Genomic DNA, 17,551 nt, shown 5'->3' with positions numbered 1-17,551 from the left:
ATACCTATTTTAATTTAATTAATCCATCTAAAAGTCAAATTGATTCTAGGTTGAATTTGTTTTGCCGTTTTTGGTATTTTATGCTTCCAATTATCTTGTGTAGCACCTTTCATAAGAAGTAGGCTTCCGTGGGCCAAGGGTATATCTACACGTTTTAAATCTTTACGGGTAGTATGTTTTAATTGAAAAGGTCTGGTTTCTCCAAAAGTTACCGAAGCAATAACTGTGTTTTTTCGTTGATCTCCTTTATAATCTTGATGCCAATCTACACTGTCTTTACCATCTCTGTAATAATTTAGTAGACAGCGTATAAATTTCACCTCTACCTCCTGCTCTATTCGTTCTTTAATAAAAAGTAAATCTGCATTCCATAAGTGCATTTTACTCTTTGTATTCGTATATTTAACCTCCTTGGTAACATCTCCAAACCAAGCAGTTAACCTAGGATAATCAACCTCTTTACCGTGAATGGTAATTTGCTCTTGCTGCCAAGGTGTATTTTGAAGTAAGCTAGCATACAACTTATTGCTTTCTTCTAAACTGAAAAAATTCTCAAATAAAGTAACATCGGCTCCTGGTAGATCAAATTCTATTTTACGGACTTCATTTGTGAAAAATAGGTCTGTTTGACTAAATAAATCCATCTCTTTTCTAATTATCTAAATGAAACGCCCTCTACAAAAGGTTGAAATCTAAAGATATAAAAGGGTTTGGTGGCAACTCTTTTACCTTCATTGAAGGCAGAACCTCTGTTTACCTGAGCTGCAGATACATACATGTAACCATCTACATGATTATAGCTTACACCATCCGGCCAAACCATATTTTCGTCTTGCGCCATAGTTTTTACACTTCTATCTTTTGCTAGTACCACAGCGACTCTATTTGTTTCTATAGCAGTTAGATATAGGTTACCGTCTTTATCGATACTCATACCGCCATTATTAGGCTTTTCAGAATACGTTTCAATTCTACTGTCGAGCTCATCTTCGGATAAATTTTCGTTTACCAAATCAACCGTTTTAACTCTATAAATTTTAGTTCCGTTCAATGGGCCGTAATAGATATACTCAAAATTGGCATCGGCGGTTATACCGTCATTACCAATCAGCAAATCTTTACCGTCAACAGCTAAATGTTCACCATTAATAACAGTAGGAGTATTTTCTGGTGAAGTTGTACGTGTACCTTCTAAAACACGTCGTGTTTTACCGGTTTTCATATCAACTACAATAAAAGCCCCTTTACTACCATTTCCCCCATTACCAATACCTTCATCCGCTATAATAAAATGTCCGTTTTTAGTATCTACAACCATATCATTTGGTTGTGATTCTTTTGGCGCAGATGATTCAGGTAAATAGTAGATACGTTCCAATTGATTGGTAATCATGTTCCAACCGACAATTTTTGGAGTAACATTATTACGCTGTGCCATATCTAGCATCCAAATAATACCGTTTTCATCATTTCTAATGCCTAATACATTGCTTAAATAATTATCGTCTGTATCTCTAGGTGTGTTCCATGCTTCATTGGGGAATGGTTTACTCTCCTTAGTTTTGGCATCCATAATCTTAACTCTGATTACAGGTTCAAAAAAAGGATGTTGGCTGTATACCAAATCGCCATTATTAGTAAATGTTATGTTCCCCACGGCTTCATCTGTTGTGGTAAAAACTTCAGCTTCTGTTTGTGCATTTGCCGTCATGCCTGATAAAATTGTAGTCAAAATAAATATATGTTTTTTCATTGTGTGTTCTTTTTTAATGGTGATTTTTCAACCACCGTTTTGTTACTTCATCTATATTTTTACCTTCTCTTGAAACCTTATAGTCTAATTCTGCAATAATGTCATTAGTGAATTGTAAACCATCTAATTTTTGCAGATGAGTTTTGGTGAACATATTTTCTTTGTCTTTGCGTAGCAATAAGACAGCTTTGTCAACACTACCTAATAGACCTTTAGGTTCTTTTAGTTCTCTTATATTGTATTTATAGTGTAAAAATTGAGGTTTCCAAAGAGGGATAATTATCCATTCTTTCTTTTCAACCGCATTTTCAAAAGCACTGAAACAATCTTCTTCAGTACCTGTATGAAATGAATATTCTGCGTCATTAAGTCCGTAAACATTCATCATCTGAATAGAAAAACGCGTAATGCCTGCACCTGGGTTTATCCCTTGGATATCCTTTTTAATTTTTGATACTACAGTTGGTTTCAGCAAATCTGCAATCTTTGAAACCTCTTTTTCTGGCACATAATCTGGCACTCCCCAAAGAGCATACGGTTTATAGTGAAGTCCTAATTCTACTAAAGGAACTGCTTTTTCGACCTCATTTTTATAAATACCGTGACTGGAAGGCAACCATGCCGAAGCCAACATATCTACATCGCCTGCTTTTAATCGCTCAAAATTCTCTTCGTGAGGTGAATATGTGCGTTTTACGGTAAAACCTATTTCTTCCAATGTGTTGGCTACCAAAGAGGCCGCTATACGATGAAAAGACAAATCGGTTACGCCTAAATTTATTGTTTTCGACATCTGTTATAATTTTAAAAATGAAACATGAAATTGCACCTTTAATCTAGATAGAAGTAGCTTATAAAAGAAAGACAATTTACTTACCTAAATCTGTACAATTACATATGGTTACTGAAAAAATTTTTAGTTTTAAATAAAAACACACGCAGTAATACTTGCGTGTGTTTAAAAATTTATTAGTTCCCTATTTCCGTCATTTCATTTAATATAAACTCTTCCACTTTGCCATCAGTTACTTTCATATAATGGGCCAAATATTTATTATCCATATGTTTTTGCCATAACTCACGATTAACCCACTTTTCATGAAATAAGAAAAAATTAGGATTTTCATTGTCTTGGTGAAGGTCATAACTAATATTACCTTCCTCAGCTCTAGTAACATCTAACAGTTTAAGTAATTCTGCTTTTACAAACTCTCTATGCTCTTCTTTTACTAAAATTCTTGCTATTATTGTCAAATATGATTTTCTCATGATGTTTTGTTTTATAAATTACTTTACTAATTCTGTTTTAACTACTAAATAAGGGCCTTCACTATCATCTTTTCCATTGTTCATAGGTGGTATTCTATTTAATTGATCAATTGTAGCGTATAAAAATCCATCGTTAGCTACATAAAGACCATCTGGCCAAGATTGCCCTTCAGGAATTTTTGCTAAAGGGACATAAGCTTCTTTAGTAGATAGCCCTATTTCCCCATCTGTTACATTAGTTACATACACATTTCCGACAGCATCTACTGCCATGCCGTCTGAGTATGATTTTTTACCATATGTTTCTATAGAATTTACTAGTTCTTCATCGCTACCAAAGTTAGCTGCAGGTACACTATACATGGTGTTGCCGTGTAAGGCTCCAAAATATACCCAGTTATATAGTGGATCAATAGCTATTGGATTTAGCGCGAAACCACCTTCCATTTCTGGCATCAATGATGGATGACTCTGTGCCATTCTCTTAGCTTCCCCATTCTCGGTATTGATTACAATAAATGCAGGCTCAGCCGCACTTTTTAAATCACCCTGGGTCATATCTGCAATTATCACGCGGTTGTGTTTTTCATCAATCACAAAATCCTGTAAAAAACTAGCCGGTTTTACTACGTTTGCCGGAATTTTTATAGTCTTAACTAATTTTTCTGACTTAGTATCCCAAATCACAAATTGCTTGTTTCCCATATCCAATAACCAAAGATTGTCATTGCTGTCAGCTCTTATGCCAATAACTGCCTTAAAAACCGAGTTTTCTCCAGTTGCATATTCGGCGTTTGGATAAGCCTTACTTTTACCATTTTTGTACACTTCAAAAACTTTAGTGTCAGGTGACATCATAGGGTTCATGGTAACAAATAATCTGCCATTACCAGTTAAAGCTAGATTACCAGGTCTTATGGTATCACTAGCAAAAATAGTTTCTACAGTTTTTACTTCTTGTGAAACATTTTCCGTTGGCGCTGATTCTTGAACGGTCACCTCTTTTTTCTCGTTTGCAGATTTACACATTACCATCACAGATGATAATGCTGTAAGCAATAGTATTCTTTTCATATCTCTATATTTAAAAGTTAATATTTAAGTGCAAGACAAAGTTATTGGCAGACCACCTCTTTTAACTTGTATACCTAAAGGATATTCATGTATATTAAAAGGTTAATATGTTGTTATTTACCTGATTTTATTTGAATTGCTTAAATTTATACTGAAATTCTTATCAAAATTGACTCAAATGCAAGTATTAGAAGTGTATAAACCTTTTGAAATACAAGAAATTGAATTGTCTGAGTGGAAACAACGCCCGGTTAAGAACAATTTTTTCGAGTTTGTATTGATAAAAGATGGCGAAGGTACGCAGTGCATAAACTATAACGATTATGTCTATAGCAAGAATAGCATGTTTTTGTTACCACCCTTAAAATGTCATTCGTTTATTATAGAAAAACCTACCAAATTTGTAATTCTAAAATTTACCGATTCTTTTTTTAAAAGTGCTAATAGATTAAGTATTGATAGAAACGAGTGGTTTAAAGAAGCTTCATATGTCTTATCTAATTATAACCAATTACCTGGAGATATCATCAAAAATGAATTAGATAGAAGCTATTTAGAAAACCTAATTGGTATGATTCTTCAAGAATCTAGAAATTATGGAGAAGAATCTATAAACCTAGTCACCAGTTTAATGACTAGTATTTTAGAAATCTTAATTCGCAATATTAAAAAGAGCAACTACTTTGAATTACCAAAGAACAATTCTGATGAAAGAATTACTAAAATGCTGACTTATATAAATACCAATATTGACAAGACTGAATTATTGAAAGTTGAAAATTTAGCCGATGTTTTTATGATGTCACCTACTTATGTAAGCGAATATTTTAAAAAGCAAGTAAGCATGTCTTTGCGAGAATATATCATTAAGGCAAAGCTAAAGTTAGTAGAGATTCGGCTTTTAAATTCAGATTACACATTAACACAAATTGCAGATGATTTAGGTTTTACCGATGTAAGTCATCTTTCAAAAACTTTTAAACGTTATACAGGTTCATCTATTCGTGATTTTAAAACAAAGGGAGAATATATGTTATTGAAAAGAGCAACTTGTATGCCTGCTATGCATACTTAAACTAATTGTTCTATTTTTTTAGATTCTCTGATAAGGGCACTTGCCAATACCGTAGTGGCATCAATAATTAAACTGTTTTCTATTTTTTCATATTGAATGGCTAATGGAATTTCGGTACAACCTAATATTACCGCTTGGACACCTTTTCTAGATAAATATGTGGCTGCCATACTCAAATTTTCTTTTGCCTTTTGATGAACAGGATTAGAGAATGCCTTTATACCATAACTAGTATCGTAAATTGACGGATGCACAAATAAATCTTGAATATCTTCAGAAGGTTGTATTACCTCAATACCGTATTTTGATAGCACTTCAGGATATACTTTCGCCAAAATTGTACCAGTAGTTCCCAATACACCTACCCTAGTAATTTCTGGATGTTTTTCAGATATATATTTGCCTACTTCCTCAATTAGGTTTACCAAAATACAGGATTCAGGAATGCTCTTTTCAATGAAACTTAAAATGGGCTTGGCATGGGCGGTATTGCAGGGAATACCAATAATACCGGCTCCACTTGCAATCAACGAAGCTATGATTTCAGAAATGGCAATACCGGGATTCACATCGGTCTCACCCAATAAAAATTTGGTACGGTCAATAATTTTATGCGGTACAGATAGCATAGATACCGGTAAATGTTCTTGATCAGATGTAGCTTCCGTAAGGTCGTAGACTTTTTTAATTAAATCTATGCCCGCATAACTACCAACACCACCCACAATGCCTATCATTTTGTTTGTCATCATAACTCCACCTTTATTTAGAAAAAGAAATAAGGCATCAAAATAATGGCATTTAAATAAGTAATGGTCTTAATAAATCTATAATTTCTTCAGTATCCTTTTTAACACCCTAAATAGTAGTCTTTTTTTTTGACTTAAATCAATAAAGTAGTATCGTAAAACTATATACGTCAATAGTTGAATTCATCTGGTCAATAGAACTCAAAAACTGCTCCTATCTTGCGCTTAAATCAAATTAAAACGCAATGAAAATAGAAGATAAAGTAATTATTATAACAGGAGCATCTAGTGGTATTGGTAGAGCTACAGCAATGAAATTAGCGGATAATGGAGCTAAAGTAGTTTTAATGGCACGTAGTGAAGATGAATTGAACGATTTAAAATCAGACATCACCAAAAAAGGTGGAGAAGCTCTTGTGGTTACAGGAGATGTAACTAAAAAAGAAGATTTTGAAAAGGTCGTTTCCAAAACAAAGAGAGAATACGGTAAAATTACAGGATTGGTCAACAATGCAGGTTTAATGCCGTTATCGTTTGTTGAAAAATTGAAGACAGACGAATGGAATAAAATGGTGGATGTTAACATTAAAGGTGTATTAAATGGTGTTGCGGCAGTGCTACCTGCATTGAAAGAAAATAAAGGCGGTAACATAATAAATATATCATCTATGGCCGCCAACAGGTATTTTCCTGGTGGAGCGGTGTATTGTGCAACGAAATCTGCAGTGAAAATGTTTTCGGAAGGTTTGCGCCAAGAATTGGCACCAAAATATGGTATCAACATTACCTCTATAGAACCTGGTGCGGTGGCTACAAATTTGACCAGTACGATCACCGATGAGGATATTAAGGATAAGATGAAGGAAATGCAAAAAATGGAAACGCTTGAGGCGGAGGATATTGCAAATTCCATTTATTACGTGTTAACTCAGCCAGCTAGAGTAAATATCAACGATGTTTATTTAGTGCCAAGCGAGCAACAGTAAACAATCTCCGGGGGTAATACCCGAAGCTATGAATTGAAAACAAATTAATATTTCGGCTTAATCTATGAAGTATTAAAACCTCGATTATCGAGTAACTTAAAAATAATATTATGTCTACGACAACAAAACAAGATACATTTAAAACAATAAACCCCACAACGGGAAAAGAAATAGCATCTCATGCATACATGACCGATGACCAAGTTGAAGAAAGCATTCAACAATCTCATAAGGCTTTTCTAAAATGGAAGATGAAAAGCGTTGAAGAACGTGGTGAGATCATAAGGGCAATTGGTAAGGAACTTCAAAATTATAAGAAAGAACTTGCGGAGTTAATGACCGATGAAATGGGAAAATTACTTAAGCAAAGTAATCAAGAGGTCGACTTATGTACTGCAATATGTGAATATTCTGCGGAACACGCGCCAGAGTTTTTAAAGAATGAAGAACGTGAGCTATCAAATGGAGGAAAAGGAATTATTACCTATTCCCCTATGGGAATTATTTACGGTATACAGCCTTGGAATTACCCTAGTTATCAAGTATTGCGATATACTATTGTAAACCTAATGGCAGGTAATAGTATTTTACTGAAACATGCATCTAACGTAACCGGTACTGCTAAATTATTGAAGACCATTTTTGATACGGCTGGTTTGCCAGCAGACTTGTTCAATGTACTTATAATAGAACACGATCAATCTAATGCCATAATAGAACATGATTTGGTTAGAGGCGTTACCCTTACCGGAAGCCCAGTGGCAGGTGAGAAAATTGGAGAAAAAGCAGGTGCACAACTAAAGAAAACGGTATTGGAATTAGGTAGTAATGATGCTTATTTGGTACTGGATGATGCGGATATAGATTTAGCCGTAGAAAAGAGTGTTATGGGACGGATTTATAACAATGGGGAAACCTGTATTGCTGCCAAACGATTCATAGCTACCGAGAAGGTATATGAGGAATTCAAGGAAAAATTCGTAAAAGCCATGGATGCCTTAAAAGTAGGAAACCCAAAGAATGAGGATACCGAGTTGGGACCAATGGCTCGTGAGGATCTTAGAGAGAAAATTCACGAACAAGTACAAGAAAGCGTAGAGAAAGGAGCCAATGTATTATGTGGAGGAAAAATACCAGATGGTGAGGGTTACTTCTACCCTGCAACAGTACTTGCCAACGTTACGCCGGGGCAACCAGCGTATGATGATGAGTTGTTCGGACCTGTGGCTTCATTAATTAAAGCGAAAGATAATGAAGATGCCATGCGTATAGCCAATGACAGTAGATTTGGCTTAGGTGGTGGTATATTTTCAAAAGATATTAAGAAGGCGACAGAACTTGCTGAAAAACATTTTGACACCGGTATGGTATTTATAAACTCTTTTGGGTTGGCAGAACCAAGTATGCCATTTGGTGGAGTAAAAGATTCAGGATATGGTAGAGAACATGGCGGATTTGGAATGAAGGAATTCGTAAATGTAAAATCTATAATGATCATGGAATAATAATTAAGTTTTAAAAGCACCTAAATGGTGCTTTTTTTAAACCTACTTTAAAGTTCAATCTTTTAAAGCTTTGTTAATAAATGAATGTTCATTCTTTTTATGAATACCTTTGAACTGTAGTTAGAAATAGCGAAAAATACACTGGAACTCTAAGTGGGTAAATGCACTTTTTAAAACGGTATAGACCAGCGTTTCAGTTGTAGAATTATTATATAATTTAAAAGATAACTTATGAATAAGTCAATTAATTTAAAACAACGTCCGGTAGGAACCCCTACCCTTTCCGATTTTGAATTTAAAGAATTGGACAATGAACTAAAGGTCTCTGACGGTGAGCTTTTATTAGAGGCGAAATATATATCCGTAGACCCCTACTTACGTGGTAGAATGAGCGATGCAAAATCTTACGTTCCTCCATTTAAAGTGGGAGAACCTATAAGTTCCGGTATTGTAGCAGAAGTGTTGGAATCTAAAAATGGTAATTTCCAAAAAGGAGATTTTGTTTCAGGTCTATTACAATGGAAAGAAAAGCAAATTTCTACAGGCGAAGGCTTGCAGAAAATAGATAAAAGCAAAGCACCATTAAGTGCCTTTTTAGGCATTGTGGGTATGACCGGATTGACCGCTTATTTGGGGCTTCATGAAATTGGGAAGCCTAAAAAAGGTGAAACCTTGGTAGTTTCTAGTGCTGCGGGTGCTGTGGGTAGTGTCGTAGGACAGATCGGTAAAATTCTTGGTTTAAATGTTATCGGTATCGCTGGTACAGACGAAAAAATTGATATGCTGAAATCAGAATTCGGTTTTGACCACGGTATCAATTACAAAACAACCAAAGATATGAAAGCTGCTATTAAAGAAGCAGCGCCAAACGGAGTGGATGTCTACTTTGATAATGTTGGCGGACCAATATCTGATGCGGTATTATTCAATATAAATCAGTTTGCCCGTATTATTATCTGTGGGGCTATATCGGTCTACAATAAAACAGAATTGCCCATGGCGGTTGCCGTACAGCCTTTCTTGGTAAAAAACAGTGCATTAATGCAAGGGTTCATTGTATCTAACTATGCCGACAAATTTCCACAGGCAATGAAACAATTGTCTACATGGTTGGGCGAAGAAAAACTGACCTATAAAGAAACAATAGTAGAAGGTTTTGATAATACACCACAAGCATTCTTGGATATGATGGATGGTAAGAACAAAGGAAAAATGATAGTAAAAGTCTAATAATAAGACTTCAAAATAATTGCATAACTAAAAAGAAGATAAAATGAAAATATTATTTGTATTAACGTCTCACGATCAATTAGGAGACACGGGAAAGAAAACAGGATTTTGGGTTGAAGAGTTTGCAGCTCCATATTATGCTCTTTTAGATAAAGGAGCAGAAATTACGGTAGCAACACCAAAAGGAGGTCAAGCACCAATTGACCCTAGTAGTGATACTGAAGATGCACAGACAAAGGACACCAAACGCTTTAAAGAGGATAAAGAAGCGCAAGAGATAATTGCCAACACAAAAGTATTGGCAGATGTAAATGCCAATGATTTTGATGCCGTTTTCTACCCTGGTGGTCACGGTCCGTTATGGGATTTGGCAAACGACCTTACTTCTGTAAAATTGATTGAAACATTCAATGAGCAAGAAAAGCCAATTGCATTTGTATGTCATGCACCTGCTGCTTTAAAAAGAGTTTCAGGTACAGATGGTAATCCTTTGGTAAAAGGTAAAAAAGTAACAGGATTTACTAATAGTGAAGAGGAAGCTGTACAGCTAACTGAGATTGTACCATTTTTGGTAGAGGATATGCTACAAGAAAACGGCGGAATCTACTCTAAGAAAGAGGATTGGGCAGCATATGCGGTACAAGATGGTAATTTAATTACAGGTCAAAACCCTGCTTCATCAGAATTAGTAGCTGAAAAATTATTGGATGCTCTGAAATAGCACATAGATTAAATGATATTAAAAAGCCCGTAAGCTAATGTTTACGGGCTTTTTGTCGATAAATAATCAAACAATTGCAATCAACTTTCTTCTAGCAAGGCATTTACATCAGTAATCAATTGTGCTATTGAAGCACGGTTGAGTCCGTTGTAGATACCCCGTATGTGTTTATTTTTATCTATGAGCAAGAAGTTTTCTGTATGTAAAAAGTCATTGATGTCCTTTGGTATACCTAAATCGTTCTCCACAAAATATTCGTTTCTACCTAAGTTGTAAATTTCAGTTTTGTCACCAGTAACCAAGTGCCATTTAGAATCTATAACCCCGTTTTTATCCGCATACGTTTTAAGCACAGCCACAGAATCTATGGATGGTGTTACGGAATGGGAAAGGATGGCAACTTCAGGATTATCTAGAAAAGCCTCTTGTACTTTGGTCATATTGTTCGTCATCTTCAAACAAATGCCGGGGCATGTAGTAAAAAAGAAGTCGGTAATATATACTTGATTTTCAAATGACTTCTGTGTCAATGTATCACCTAATTGATCAACCAGTTTAAAGTCGGGTATTTTATGAAATCGTTTCTCCTCTTCAGAGTTTGGTGTCAACCAATGTGGTGTAAAAGATTCGTCATTATAATAAGGCAAATACGCTACCCGGCTAGTTTCAGTTATCTGAATATGCTCTTTTTTTACTGTTTGTTTACAGGAAATCAAAACAAGTATAGCTGCAACGTGAAATAAAGTCTTTTTCATAAAGGTTCATTTTCTGATCTAACTACAACTTCATCTTCTAATTGGTAGCAAGAATTTGCTCTTCTTAGACCAAATATGCGTCCGTTTTTGGCTTCATAGTTTACATATAAGGTTCCGTTTTGCAACCAAGCCTTTTGTAGCCCTTCTTCCCTACCGTTTACCAATTGTCTTTCTTTTGCCAATTGCCCATCAGGATACCATTTTCTCTCCACACCATCCATTTTACCATTTACGTAATTAGCTTCTTGAGCTAACTGCCCATTCTCCCACCAGGTTTTGTAAGAACCTTCAAGTCGGTTATTTTTATAATGAAACTCAACCCTAAGAACTTCATTGACAGACCATCTTTTGGCGACTCCTTCTCTTTTTCCTTTAACAAAACCCACCTTTTCTGCCAATGTGCCGTTCTCATGTAAGGTTAATGCATAACCATCATAAGGTGAGTTTTTGTAGTACCAGGTACCTTCTAATTGATTAAGGGTCAACTCTTCCTTGAATTTAGTATCTTGACTGACTTCAACAGGGGTTGCTACCTGAGGTTTTGAACCGGAACTTTGTTTACAGCCGGTTTGCAACATCAGTGCAAGGCAGAGGATATGGAAGTGTTTACTATTCATTTTTAGTAGCCTTGATATGGACCTGCAAATGCTAAATAGGAACCTGTAGTAGAATACACTTCATTGATAATGTGATAATGGTATTCTTCTTCACCATCAGTATACTGTGTGGTAGAAGTATGTCCGCCAGAAGCATCTAAATCCGTTGGGTAATCTCCCGTTGCACTGCATTTACGTCCGTAAAGAAATACTCCGTCCAATAATATACCTACTAGGTTATCGTCGTCATTGGTAAAAGCCTTTGGCTCTAGGTGATAATGATACACACCAGGACCAATATGGGCACCTGTCCAATCTAAACTAGCAGCAGCTTGATCTAAGGCACCCCCACCTTCTTGGTCATTGAATATTGAAGAGCCGCTTACCGCAATACCAACAGTTCCTAATTCTGTTTGTACAGTACTACCCGTTAAATCAGGAGTAGCATCTACACGTATGGTATAAGCATTGTTATTACTGGACATGATACTTGGAGTAAGGGCAACATCTGGCTCTTCTTTATATAGGGAATTACCCTCTCCCCAATAAACCGTTTCATGATTTGGAAGTCCGGTAGTCTCTATAACAACTTCGGAACCATCTAAATAAATAGTCACGGCATCTGAATTAAACGCACTATACGCAGCATGAAGCTCAGTGACTACTTCATCATCTACATCACTATCGTCTGTTGTACTATCATCTATCACTCCATCATCTACACTGTCGCTACTACAGGCAACAAAGGTTATAAATGCTAATGCAAGAGCAAAGGAAATAGAGGGTATTCTTTTGATATTATTTTTTCTCATAATGTAATTTTTACATTGATTAATGTTATTAAAGCTGTATAAAATTAATGTCTTAATTACTGCGAATTTTTGGAAATCAGTGAACAGCCCCTAATTTTAAGTGGAATTGTATTTTATCTAATATTTTCTTGGTAGATATAATGTGTTCGTTTCAATTAACCTTTTGGTCAATAGCCCAATGAGCAATAAACCTGTTAAGAGAAAAATAACTATCCATGGGTCAATACCGGCTTTTTGTTTATCTATTTCCACAAATTTGTTATCATCAACTTTTAATGCAATAGCATGTTCATTTTCATTGTTTAAAATAAATTGGTCTTTTTTAAACCCATTTTTAAATATAAACAGTGCACTTTGACTTTGCATAATATCATTGAACGCAGTATTTCTTATGTTAAGTGTTTTCAAATTTTCATCTATTCCTAAAACTTCAAAAATTACTTTGGTTTCATGCCCTAGTTTTACACTACCGTTACCAATTTTTACTGAAGAACCATTGTTATATTGAACATCAATATTGTTTTTTAAATGTTCAAGAACCATGTGTTGAAACTCCTCGGGGGATTTATACGGAGTTTCGGTAAAATGGGTTCTTACTTCCTGCTGAAAAGCGGTCAAAGAAGAGCTGATCTGTAATATCCAAGAGCCATTGCTTTTTTCGACCAAAATGGTTGTTGAAGCATTTGGGCTGTGGGCATGTCCAATAACTGTGAATAGAAGGTTTGCCAAAATTAATAAATACGTTTTCATATAACCTTAGTTTACGTAGGCCCCTTTAAGCCCGTTAATAAAATTGTTGTTACCGGCGGCATCAACGTGGTAGTGATAGCCTCTGGTGTCATCTTCATGACCTCTTAACTCATCTAAATCGGTAACTTTAACGCCTTCGCTATCTTCCAATTCGTAGATTCCAAACCCGTCTAAAGCATATCCAATTAAAGCGGCATGTCCATCATCCTGTACAACCTTTGTACCGTAGCCTGTAGCAGCGTGATAGTGATACCCTTGGTGTACATTAATATGACCACCAGCATCATCAAAAGGCGCCAAAGTATAGGCGCCAAGAATATTATCTACCGGAGCCGGTGCAGAAAACTCAATGCCATTAAGTGCAATACCACGTGTAGATGGAGCCTGAGTGGTTTGTGGTCCTTGACCTCCAGAGTTAAAAAGAACGGGAGTATCTTGTACAACTGGGGTTATGGGTATTGTCCAAGTTTGGTTTAGGTTGGTAATATAGGAAGGCAGACATTCCACACAAAAATTTTCATATTCGGCACCAACATTTGGGTTTGCCGCATTTATACAATCGTCTTCGGTATCGGTGATATAAATATCTCCGTTTTCATCATACATCATCCAATTATCATCATTGTAGAATTCAGCTAAATTCTCAACAAAGGCACCATCAACATCGTATACTTCTCCACTTTCTAACCAAATTCCTCCTGCTTCCGCGCTATCACTAATATTGTCAGGGCACCAAGGTCCCATTTCATGATCTCCCGGTAAACTGGTAGTTACAATTTGATAACAATCTGTTTCGGTACCATCAGATAACGTACAAGGAACTGTGGTTATACTTACAGAACCATCTTCAGTATAAAAGAAAGAAGCTTCTACGTTTGCAATAATCGTGCTGTCCCCCGTGGTATCAGTTGCAATGCCATTCTCAGAAATGTCTGTATCATCAGTAGTATTGCTGCAACTGGTAAAACCAATTACAACAAATGAAATAAGAAGGGCCGATAGGCATAAATGTTCAGTTTTATATATCATATTATATGGTTTTAGTTTCGCTTGGCTCTAAGACCTGTTCAGTTCTTGATTTAGTTTTGTAGCAATAATTTTTGTCTTATTTCTTAAATTTTTGGCAATAGAAAGTTGTCCTTTGGTTTGTAACAACCTGTCAATGACACTGTTTTGATATTCTCTGCTTACTAGCAAATCCGGATAATTTGATCGGTTGCCGTAGTTTTTCATACGCTGATAATTATAGCTGTCTTCTGGTAAAATTTCAATTAATGAAATATGCTTTTCTATGATAGGTTTTAGGCGCTCGTTTATAATATTTTCAATCTTGATTTGTTGATTGTTAAAGTTGTCAAGTTCATTGGGATAAGCGGCAATCAGTTTTTTGAGCGAATCACTTTCAATAAATTCAAATTTATTGGTTGCATTAATTGAGTTTATGGCTTCATCCCTAACAATGGTCTTATGGTAATTTAGATTTACGATCATTGACTTGGCATCGGCAGTTAATTCCGCAGGTTCCATTCCCAAATAATTTATGGTGTTTTGCAAGGTTTGTATATTCTTGGTATAGTCTGCAATGGCACTATCCAATACACCTAAATTTGTATTCAGTTCTTGACTTAGACTTTTGTAGATTTTAACTTCTACAATTCTATTTTTTCTGGATTCGTTGATATCATTGATCTTCCATGCAATTAGAAGACCTATGACTATAAGTAGAATTTCGCCTAATGCGTAGATTAAATAGGTCTTGAATTTCTCTAATTTTATCAATCTACTTCTAACCTTTCTGAATAAGACCATTTGTTTATATGCTTATCTTATTGATGGTAAATAAAGCTTCATGGCGGACCATGAAGCTTTGGGCTAACTTCAACAAATTTTATTGGCACCGCCAAAGGGTATAATACCCCGAGGCTTGTCTCGAATTTAATAGTGTGATTCCTGTGAATGCCTCGTGGGCTTGCCCTGGGGTGTTTTACTGAATCAATATTTAAAATAAACTGTGTAGAAATTAATTTCTAGGTCTTCCTTTAGGTTTTGGAGCCTCATCAAATTCCTCTTTAGAAATAAAACCATCTTCATTGGTATCTATTTCAGAAAAGTTATCCTTTAATGGACCTTTTACTTCTTCTTTAGAAAGCTGGCCATCCTCATCTGCATCCATTTCTTCTAAAAGTTTGGCATATGTTGGGGGCTCTCTTCTTTCACCTTTAGATTGTGCGTTAACTGCTACTGTTCCAAAAGCTACTAATAGGGTAAATAACAATCCTGTTTTTAATGTAATACGTTTCATATATATTTAATTTTATAACTAATATTCGTTAGCAAAGATGTAAGAATCTTTAATGCGGAATGGTCGTTTTAAGTGTTTGCCGTTTAGTTTTAAGCGAAAGGTATTCTATATACAATGAACGTTTAATTAGCAGCGGTTTATAGCACTGTTTTTAAGGTTGGGTTGAAAATTTATTCCTTTTATTTGTACCATGAACAGACATAAGAATATAGTATTTCATGTAGCCTTATGGCTTTTGGTTTGGTCTACCGCATGGATCTTTAGTGGTAGTGATTTTCAGTTCGTACTGGAAAACGGTATGGTACTTATTTTTCAAATAATAGTCATTGCTGTACTGATTTATTTAACGGTGCCATACTTTTTGTTAAGGAGAAAGTACATTTTATTTGCAATAGCATCCATTGCAGTTGTAGTTGGCTTGACCTTAATTTTGACCAATGTAATACCTTGGTCTGGAGGAATGGTTAACGAACCGAATATGGGTACTTTGCCCGGACCAAGACCTGGACCAAGGTTTGACGGCGGCAGACCTTTGCAAGAATTACGTAGACCACCTTCACGGTTTTTCATTAACTTACTTTTAATTACAATTGCCTATATCATTGCAACACTTGTAGAAATATTCTTGTTTGCACAACGTAAAGAAGAGGAAATCATCATCAATAATAATGAAGCATTACAAACAGAGCTTAAGCTATTAAAATCACAGATCAATCCTCATTTTCTATTTAATGCCTTGAATAATATTTATGCACTATCTGCAATTGATGCCGGTAGAACCCAAAAGAGTATTAGCTATTTATCAGACATGTTGCGTTATGTGCTATATGAATGTGAACAAGAAATTGTACCGTTATACAAGGAGATAGATTATATTGAGAATTACATAAAACTGTTCTCCCTAAAGAGTAGTAAAACCTACCCTATTTCCACTACATTTTCTATTGAAGATCAAAACGTACCCATTGTACCCATGTTGCTGATTCCTTTTTTGGAAAACGCCTTAAAACATAGTAATATTGAAAAGATTGAAGGCACATTTATCAACTTAAAAATTACTTCATATACTGATGGTATTGATTTTGAACTAGAAAATTCAAAACCAGAGCATGTTGTTGTAAAAGATGATGTTGGCGGTATTGGCATAGAAAATGTAAAAAAGCGTTTGGCTATCTTATATCCTGATCGACATAAATTAGTGATCAATGAAACTTCTAAGGCGTTTAAGGTGAATTTAAAACTCAGATTACATGAATAGTATAAACTGTATAGTTGTAGATGATGAAGAGTTGGCTAGGTCTTTATTAATAACTTATATTGATAAATTAGAGTTTTTAAATTTAGTAGGTGAAGCTGAGAATCCATTAGAAGCTTTGGGCATAATGAAGGAAAAACAAGTTGACCTATTGTTTTTGGACATTCAAATGCCAGAAATAAAAGGAACGGACTTTGCCAAAATGCTCGGGTCTAAAACCAAAGTTATTTTTACGACGGCTTATTCTCACTATGCTTTAGAAGGATACGAATTAAATGCTGTAGATTACTTGTTGAAACCAATAACCTTTGAACGCTTTGTTACTGCGGTAAACAAGGTACAATCCAATACCACTATTGATAAATTGGATACCATAACCATTAAATCTGGATATGATCTTCATAAAGTTAAGTATGACGATATTCTTTTTGTAGTAAGTGATAGTGAGTATGTAACTTTTCATCTGAAAACCAAAAAAATAATTAGCAATCAGCGTTTAAAGGCATTAGAACAAGAGTTGCCTAGCAGTCTATTTATGAGAGTGCATAGATCGTACATTGTCAATAGAAATTATGTAACCGGATTAAAAGGTAGAGACTTGCAATTATCCGATGTGATTATTCCGGTGAGCGATTCTTATTATGACCATGTAAAACAAGAATTATTTTAGCGCACAACTCAATTAATTTTCTTTTTACATCATTTTTTTCATAAGTACT

General features: G+C 35.2%; 20 protein-coding genes. 7 read left to right on the top strand and 13 right to left on the bottom strand.

Going from position 1 to position 17,551, the window contains the following annotated elements; all coding sequences use genetic code 11:
* Positions 1-14 precede the first annotated feature (14 nt).
* From YQ22_RS17690 to YQ22_RS17670, 5 genes are all read right to left on the bottom strand, one after another.
* Entirely contained in the window at positions 15-644 is a 630-nt protein-coding gene (locus tag YQ22_RS17690; RefSeq protein ID WP_071342250.1) for an alpha-ketoglutarate-dependent dioxygenase AlkB family protein, read from the bottom strand.
* 11 nt (positions 645-655) lie between these two features.
* On the bottom strand, positions 656-1,753 hold the full coding sequence (locus YQ22_RS17685; RefSeq protein ID WP_071342249.1) for an L-dopachrome tautomerase-related protein: 1,098 nt from the start codon (positions 1,751-1,753) through the stop codon (positions 656-658).
* A gap of 13 nt (positions 1,754-1,766) precedes the next feature.
* Positions 1,767-2,546 (bottom strand): glycine betaine ABC transporter substrate-binding protein, encoded by a 780-nt coding sequence (locus YQ22_RS17680; RefSeq protein WP_071342248.1) that lies wholly within the window; start codon positions 2,544-2,546, stop codon positions 1,767-1,769.
* A gap of 176 nt (positions 2,547-2,722) precedes the next feature.
* Positions 2,723-3,022 carry a putative quinol monooxygenase gene (locus YQ22_RS17675; RefSeq protein WP_034666738.1) on the bottom strand — a complete coding sequence of 100 codons (300 nt, stop codon included), beginning with the start codon at positions 3,020-3,022 and terminating at the stop codon, positions 2,723-2,725.
* A gap of 18 nt (positions 3,023-3,040) precedes the next feature.
* Positions 3,041-4,096 (bottom strand): L-dopachrome tautomerase-related protein, encoded by a 1,056-nt coding sequence (locus YQ22_RS17670; protein WP_083414293.1) that lies wholly within the window; start codon positions 4,094-4,096, stop codon positions 3,041-3,043.
* A gap of 178 nt (positions 4,097-4,274) precedes the next feature.
* On the opposite strand from YQ22_RS17670, the gene YQ22_RS17665 reads away from it, so the two are divergent.
* Positions 4,275-5,171 (top strand): AraC family transcriptional regulator, encoded by an 897-nt coding sequence (locus tag YQ22_RS17665; RefSeq protein WP_071342247.1) that lies wholly within the window; start codon positions 4,275-4,277, stop codon positions 5,169-5,171.
* On the opposite strand, the gene YQ22_RS17660 is transcribed toward YQ22_RS17665, so the two are convergent.
* Positions 5,168-5,923 carry an aspartate/glutamate racemase family protein gene (locus YQ22_RS17660; protein ID WP_232231236.1) on the bottom strand — a complete coding sequence of 252 codons (756 nt, stop codon included), beginning with the start codon at positions 5,921-5,923 and terminating at the stop codon, positions 5,168-5,170. The two genes, YQ22_RS17665 and YQ22_RS17660, sit on opposite strands and share 4 nt — an antisense overlap.
* Positions 5,924-6,165: 242 nt before the next feature.
* On the opposite strand from YQ22_RS17660, the gene YQ22_RS17655 reads away from it, so the two are divergent.
* The 4 genes from YQ22_RS17655 (at position 6,166) to YQ22_RS17640 (ending at position 10,362) form a co-directional block, all read left to right on the top strand.
* Positions 6,166-6,906, top strand: coding sequence for an SDR family oxidoreductase (locus tag YQ22_RS17655; protein ID WP_058102766.1), 741 nt, complete (start codon positions 6,166-6,168; stop codon positions 6,904-6,906).
* A 110-nt stretch (positions 6,907-7,016) separates the two neighbouring features.
* Positions 7,017-8,411 (top strand): NAD-dependent succinate-semialdehyde dehydrogenase, encoded by a 1,395-nt coding sequence (locus YQ22_RS17650; RefSeq protein WP_071342245.1) that lies wholly within the window; start codon positions 7,017-7,019, stop codon positions 8,409-8,411.
* Between the two features lie 231 nt (positions 8,412-8,642).
* The gene (locus tag YQ22_RS17645) at positions 8,643-9,641 is read left to right on the top strand and encodes an NADP-dependent oxidoreductase (protein ID WP_071342244.1); all 999 of its coding nucleotides are present in this window, start codon (positions 8,643-8,645) and stop codon (positions 9,639-9,641) included.
* A gap of 43 nt (positions 9,642-9,684) precedes the next feature.
* Positions 9,685-10,362 (top strand): type 1 glutamine amidotransferase domain-containing protein, encoded by a 678-nt coding sequence (locus YQ22_RS17640; protein WP_071342243.1) that lies wholly within the window; start codon positions 9,685-9,687, stop codon positions 10,360-10,362.
* Positions 10,363-10,442: 80 nt separating this feature from the next.
* On the opposite strand, the gene YQ22_RS17635 is transcribed toward YQ22_RS17640, so the two are convergent.
* The 7 genes from YQ22_RS17635 to YQ22_RS17605 form a co-directional block, all read right to left on the bottom strand.
* Complete coding sequence (locus YQ22_RS17635) at positions 10,443-11,117, bottom strand: SCO family protein (RefSeq protein WP_071342242.1); 675 nt, start codon at positions 11,115-11,117, stop codon at positions 10,443-10,445.
* Complete coding sequence (locus tag YQ22_RS17630; RefSeq protein ID WP_071342241.1) at positions 11,114-11,734, bottom strand: toxin-antitoxin system YwqK family antitoxin; 621 nt, start codon at positions 11,732-11,734, stop codon at positions 11,114-11,116. The genes YQ22_RS17635 and YQ22_RS17630 overlap by 4 nt, the downstream gene beginning before the upstream one ends.
* Positions 11,735-11,736: 2 nt before the next feature.
* Positions 11,737-12,525, bottom strand: a complete 789-nt coding sequence (locus YQ22_RS17625) for a YHYH protein (RefSeq protein ID WP_071342240.1) — start codon at positions 12,523-12,525, stop codon at positions 11,737-11,739.
* A 117-nt stretch (positions 12,526-12,642) separates the two neighbouring features.
* Positions 12,643-13,275, bottom strand: coding sequence for a DUF6702 family protein (locus YQ22_RS17620; protein WP_071342239.1), 633 nt, complete (start codon positions 13,273-13,275; stop codon positions 12,643-12,645).
* Between the two features lie 6 nt (positions 13,276-13,281).
* The gene (locus tag YQ22_RS17615) at positions 13,282-14,304 is read right to left on the bottom strand and encodes a YHYH protein (RefSeq protein ID WP_083414292.1); all 1,023 of its coding nucleotides are present in this window, start codon (positions 14,302-14,304) and stop codon (positions 13,282-13,284) included.
* Positions 14,305-14,331: 27 nt separating this feature from the next.
* Positions 14,332-15,084, bottom strand: coding sequence for a hypothetical protein (locus tag YQ22_RS17610; RefSeq protein ID WP_058102756.1), 753 nt, complete (start codon positions 15,082-15,084; stop codon positions 14,332-14,334).
* Positions 15,085-15,295: 211 nt separating this feature from the next.
* Positions 15,296-15,577: an EF-hand domain-containing protein gene (locus YQ22_RS17605; protein WP_071342238.1), complete on the bottom strand. Its 282-nt coding sequence runs from the start codon at positions 15,575-15,577 to the stop codon at positions 15,296-15,298.
* Positions 15,578-15,767: 190 nt separating this feature from the next.
* On the opposite strand from YQ22_RS17605, the gene YQ22_RS17600 reads away from it, so the two are divergent.
* Both YQ22_RS17600 and YQ22_RS17595 read left to right on the top strand, forming a co-directional pair.
* Positions 15,768-16,835 (top strand): sensor histidine kinase, encoded by a 1,068-nt coding sequence (locus YQ22_RS17600; RefSeq protein WP_071342237.1) that lies wholly within the window; start codon positions 15,768-15,770, stop codon positions 16,833-16,835.
* On the top strand, positions 16,828-17,502 hold the full coding sequence (locus YQ22_RS17595) for a LytR/AlgR family response regulator transcription factor (RefSeq protein ID WP_071342236.1): 675 nt from the start codon (positions 16,828-16,830) through the stop codon (positions 17,500-17,502). Before YQ22_RS17600 ends, YQ22_RS17595 begins: the two co-directional genes overlap by 8 nt.
* The last annotated feature ends 49 nt before the right edge of the window (positions 17,503-17,551 follow it).

It is taken from the genome of Maribacter sp. 1_2014MBL_MicDiv, from assembly GCF_001865655.1.
Classification (GTDB): Bacteria; Bacteroidota; Bacteroidia; order Flavobacteriales; family Flavobacteriaceae; genus Maribacter; species Maribacter dokdonensis.
This window is presented reverse-complemented; position numbering and strand designations above follow the sequence as displayed.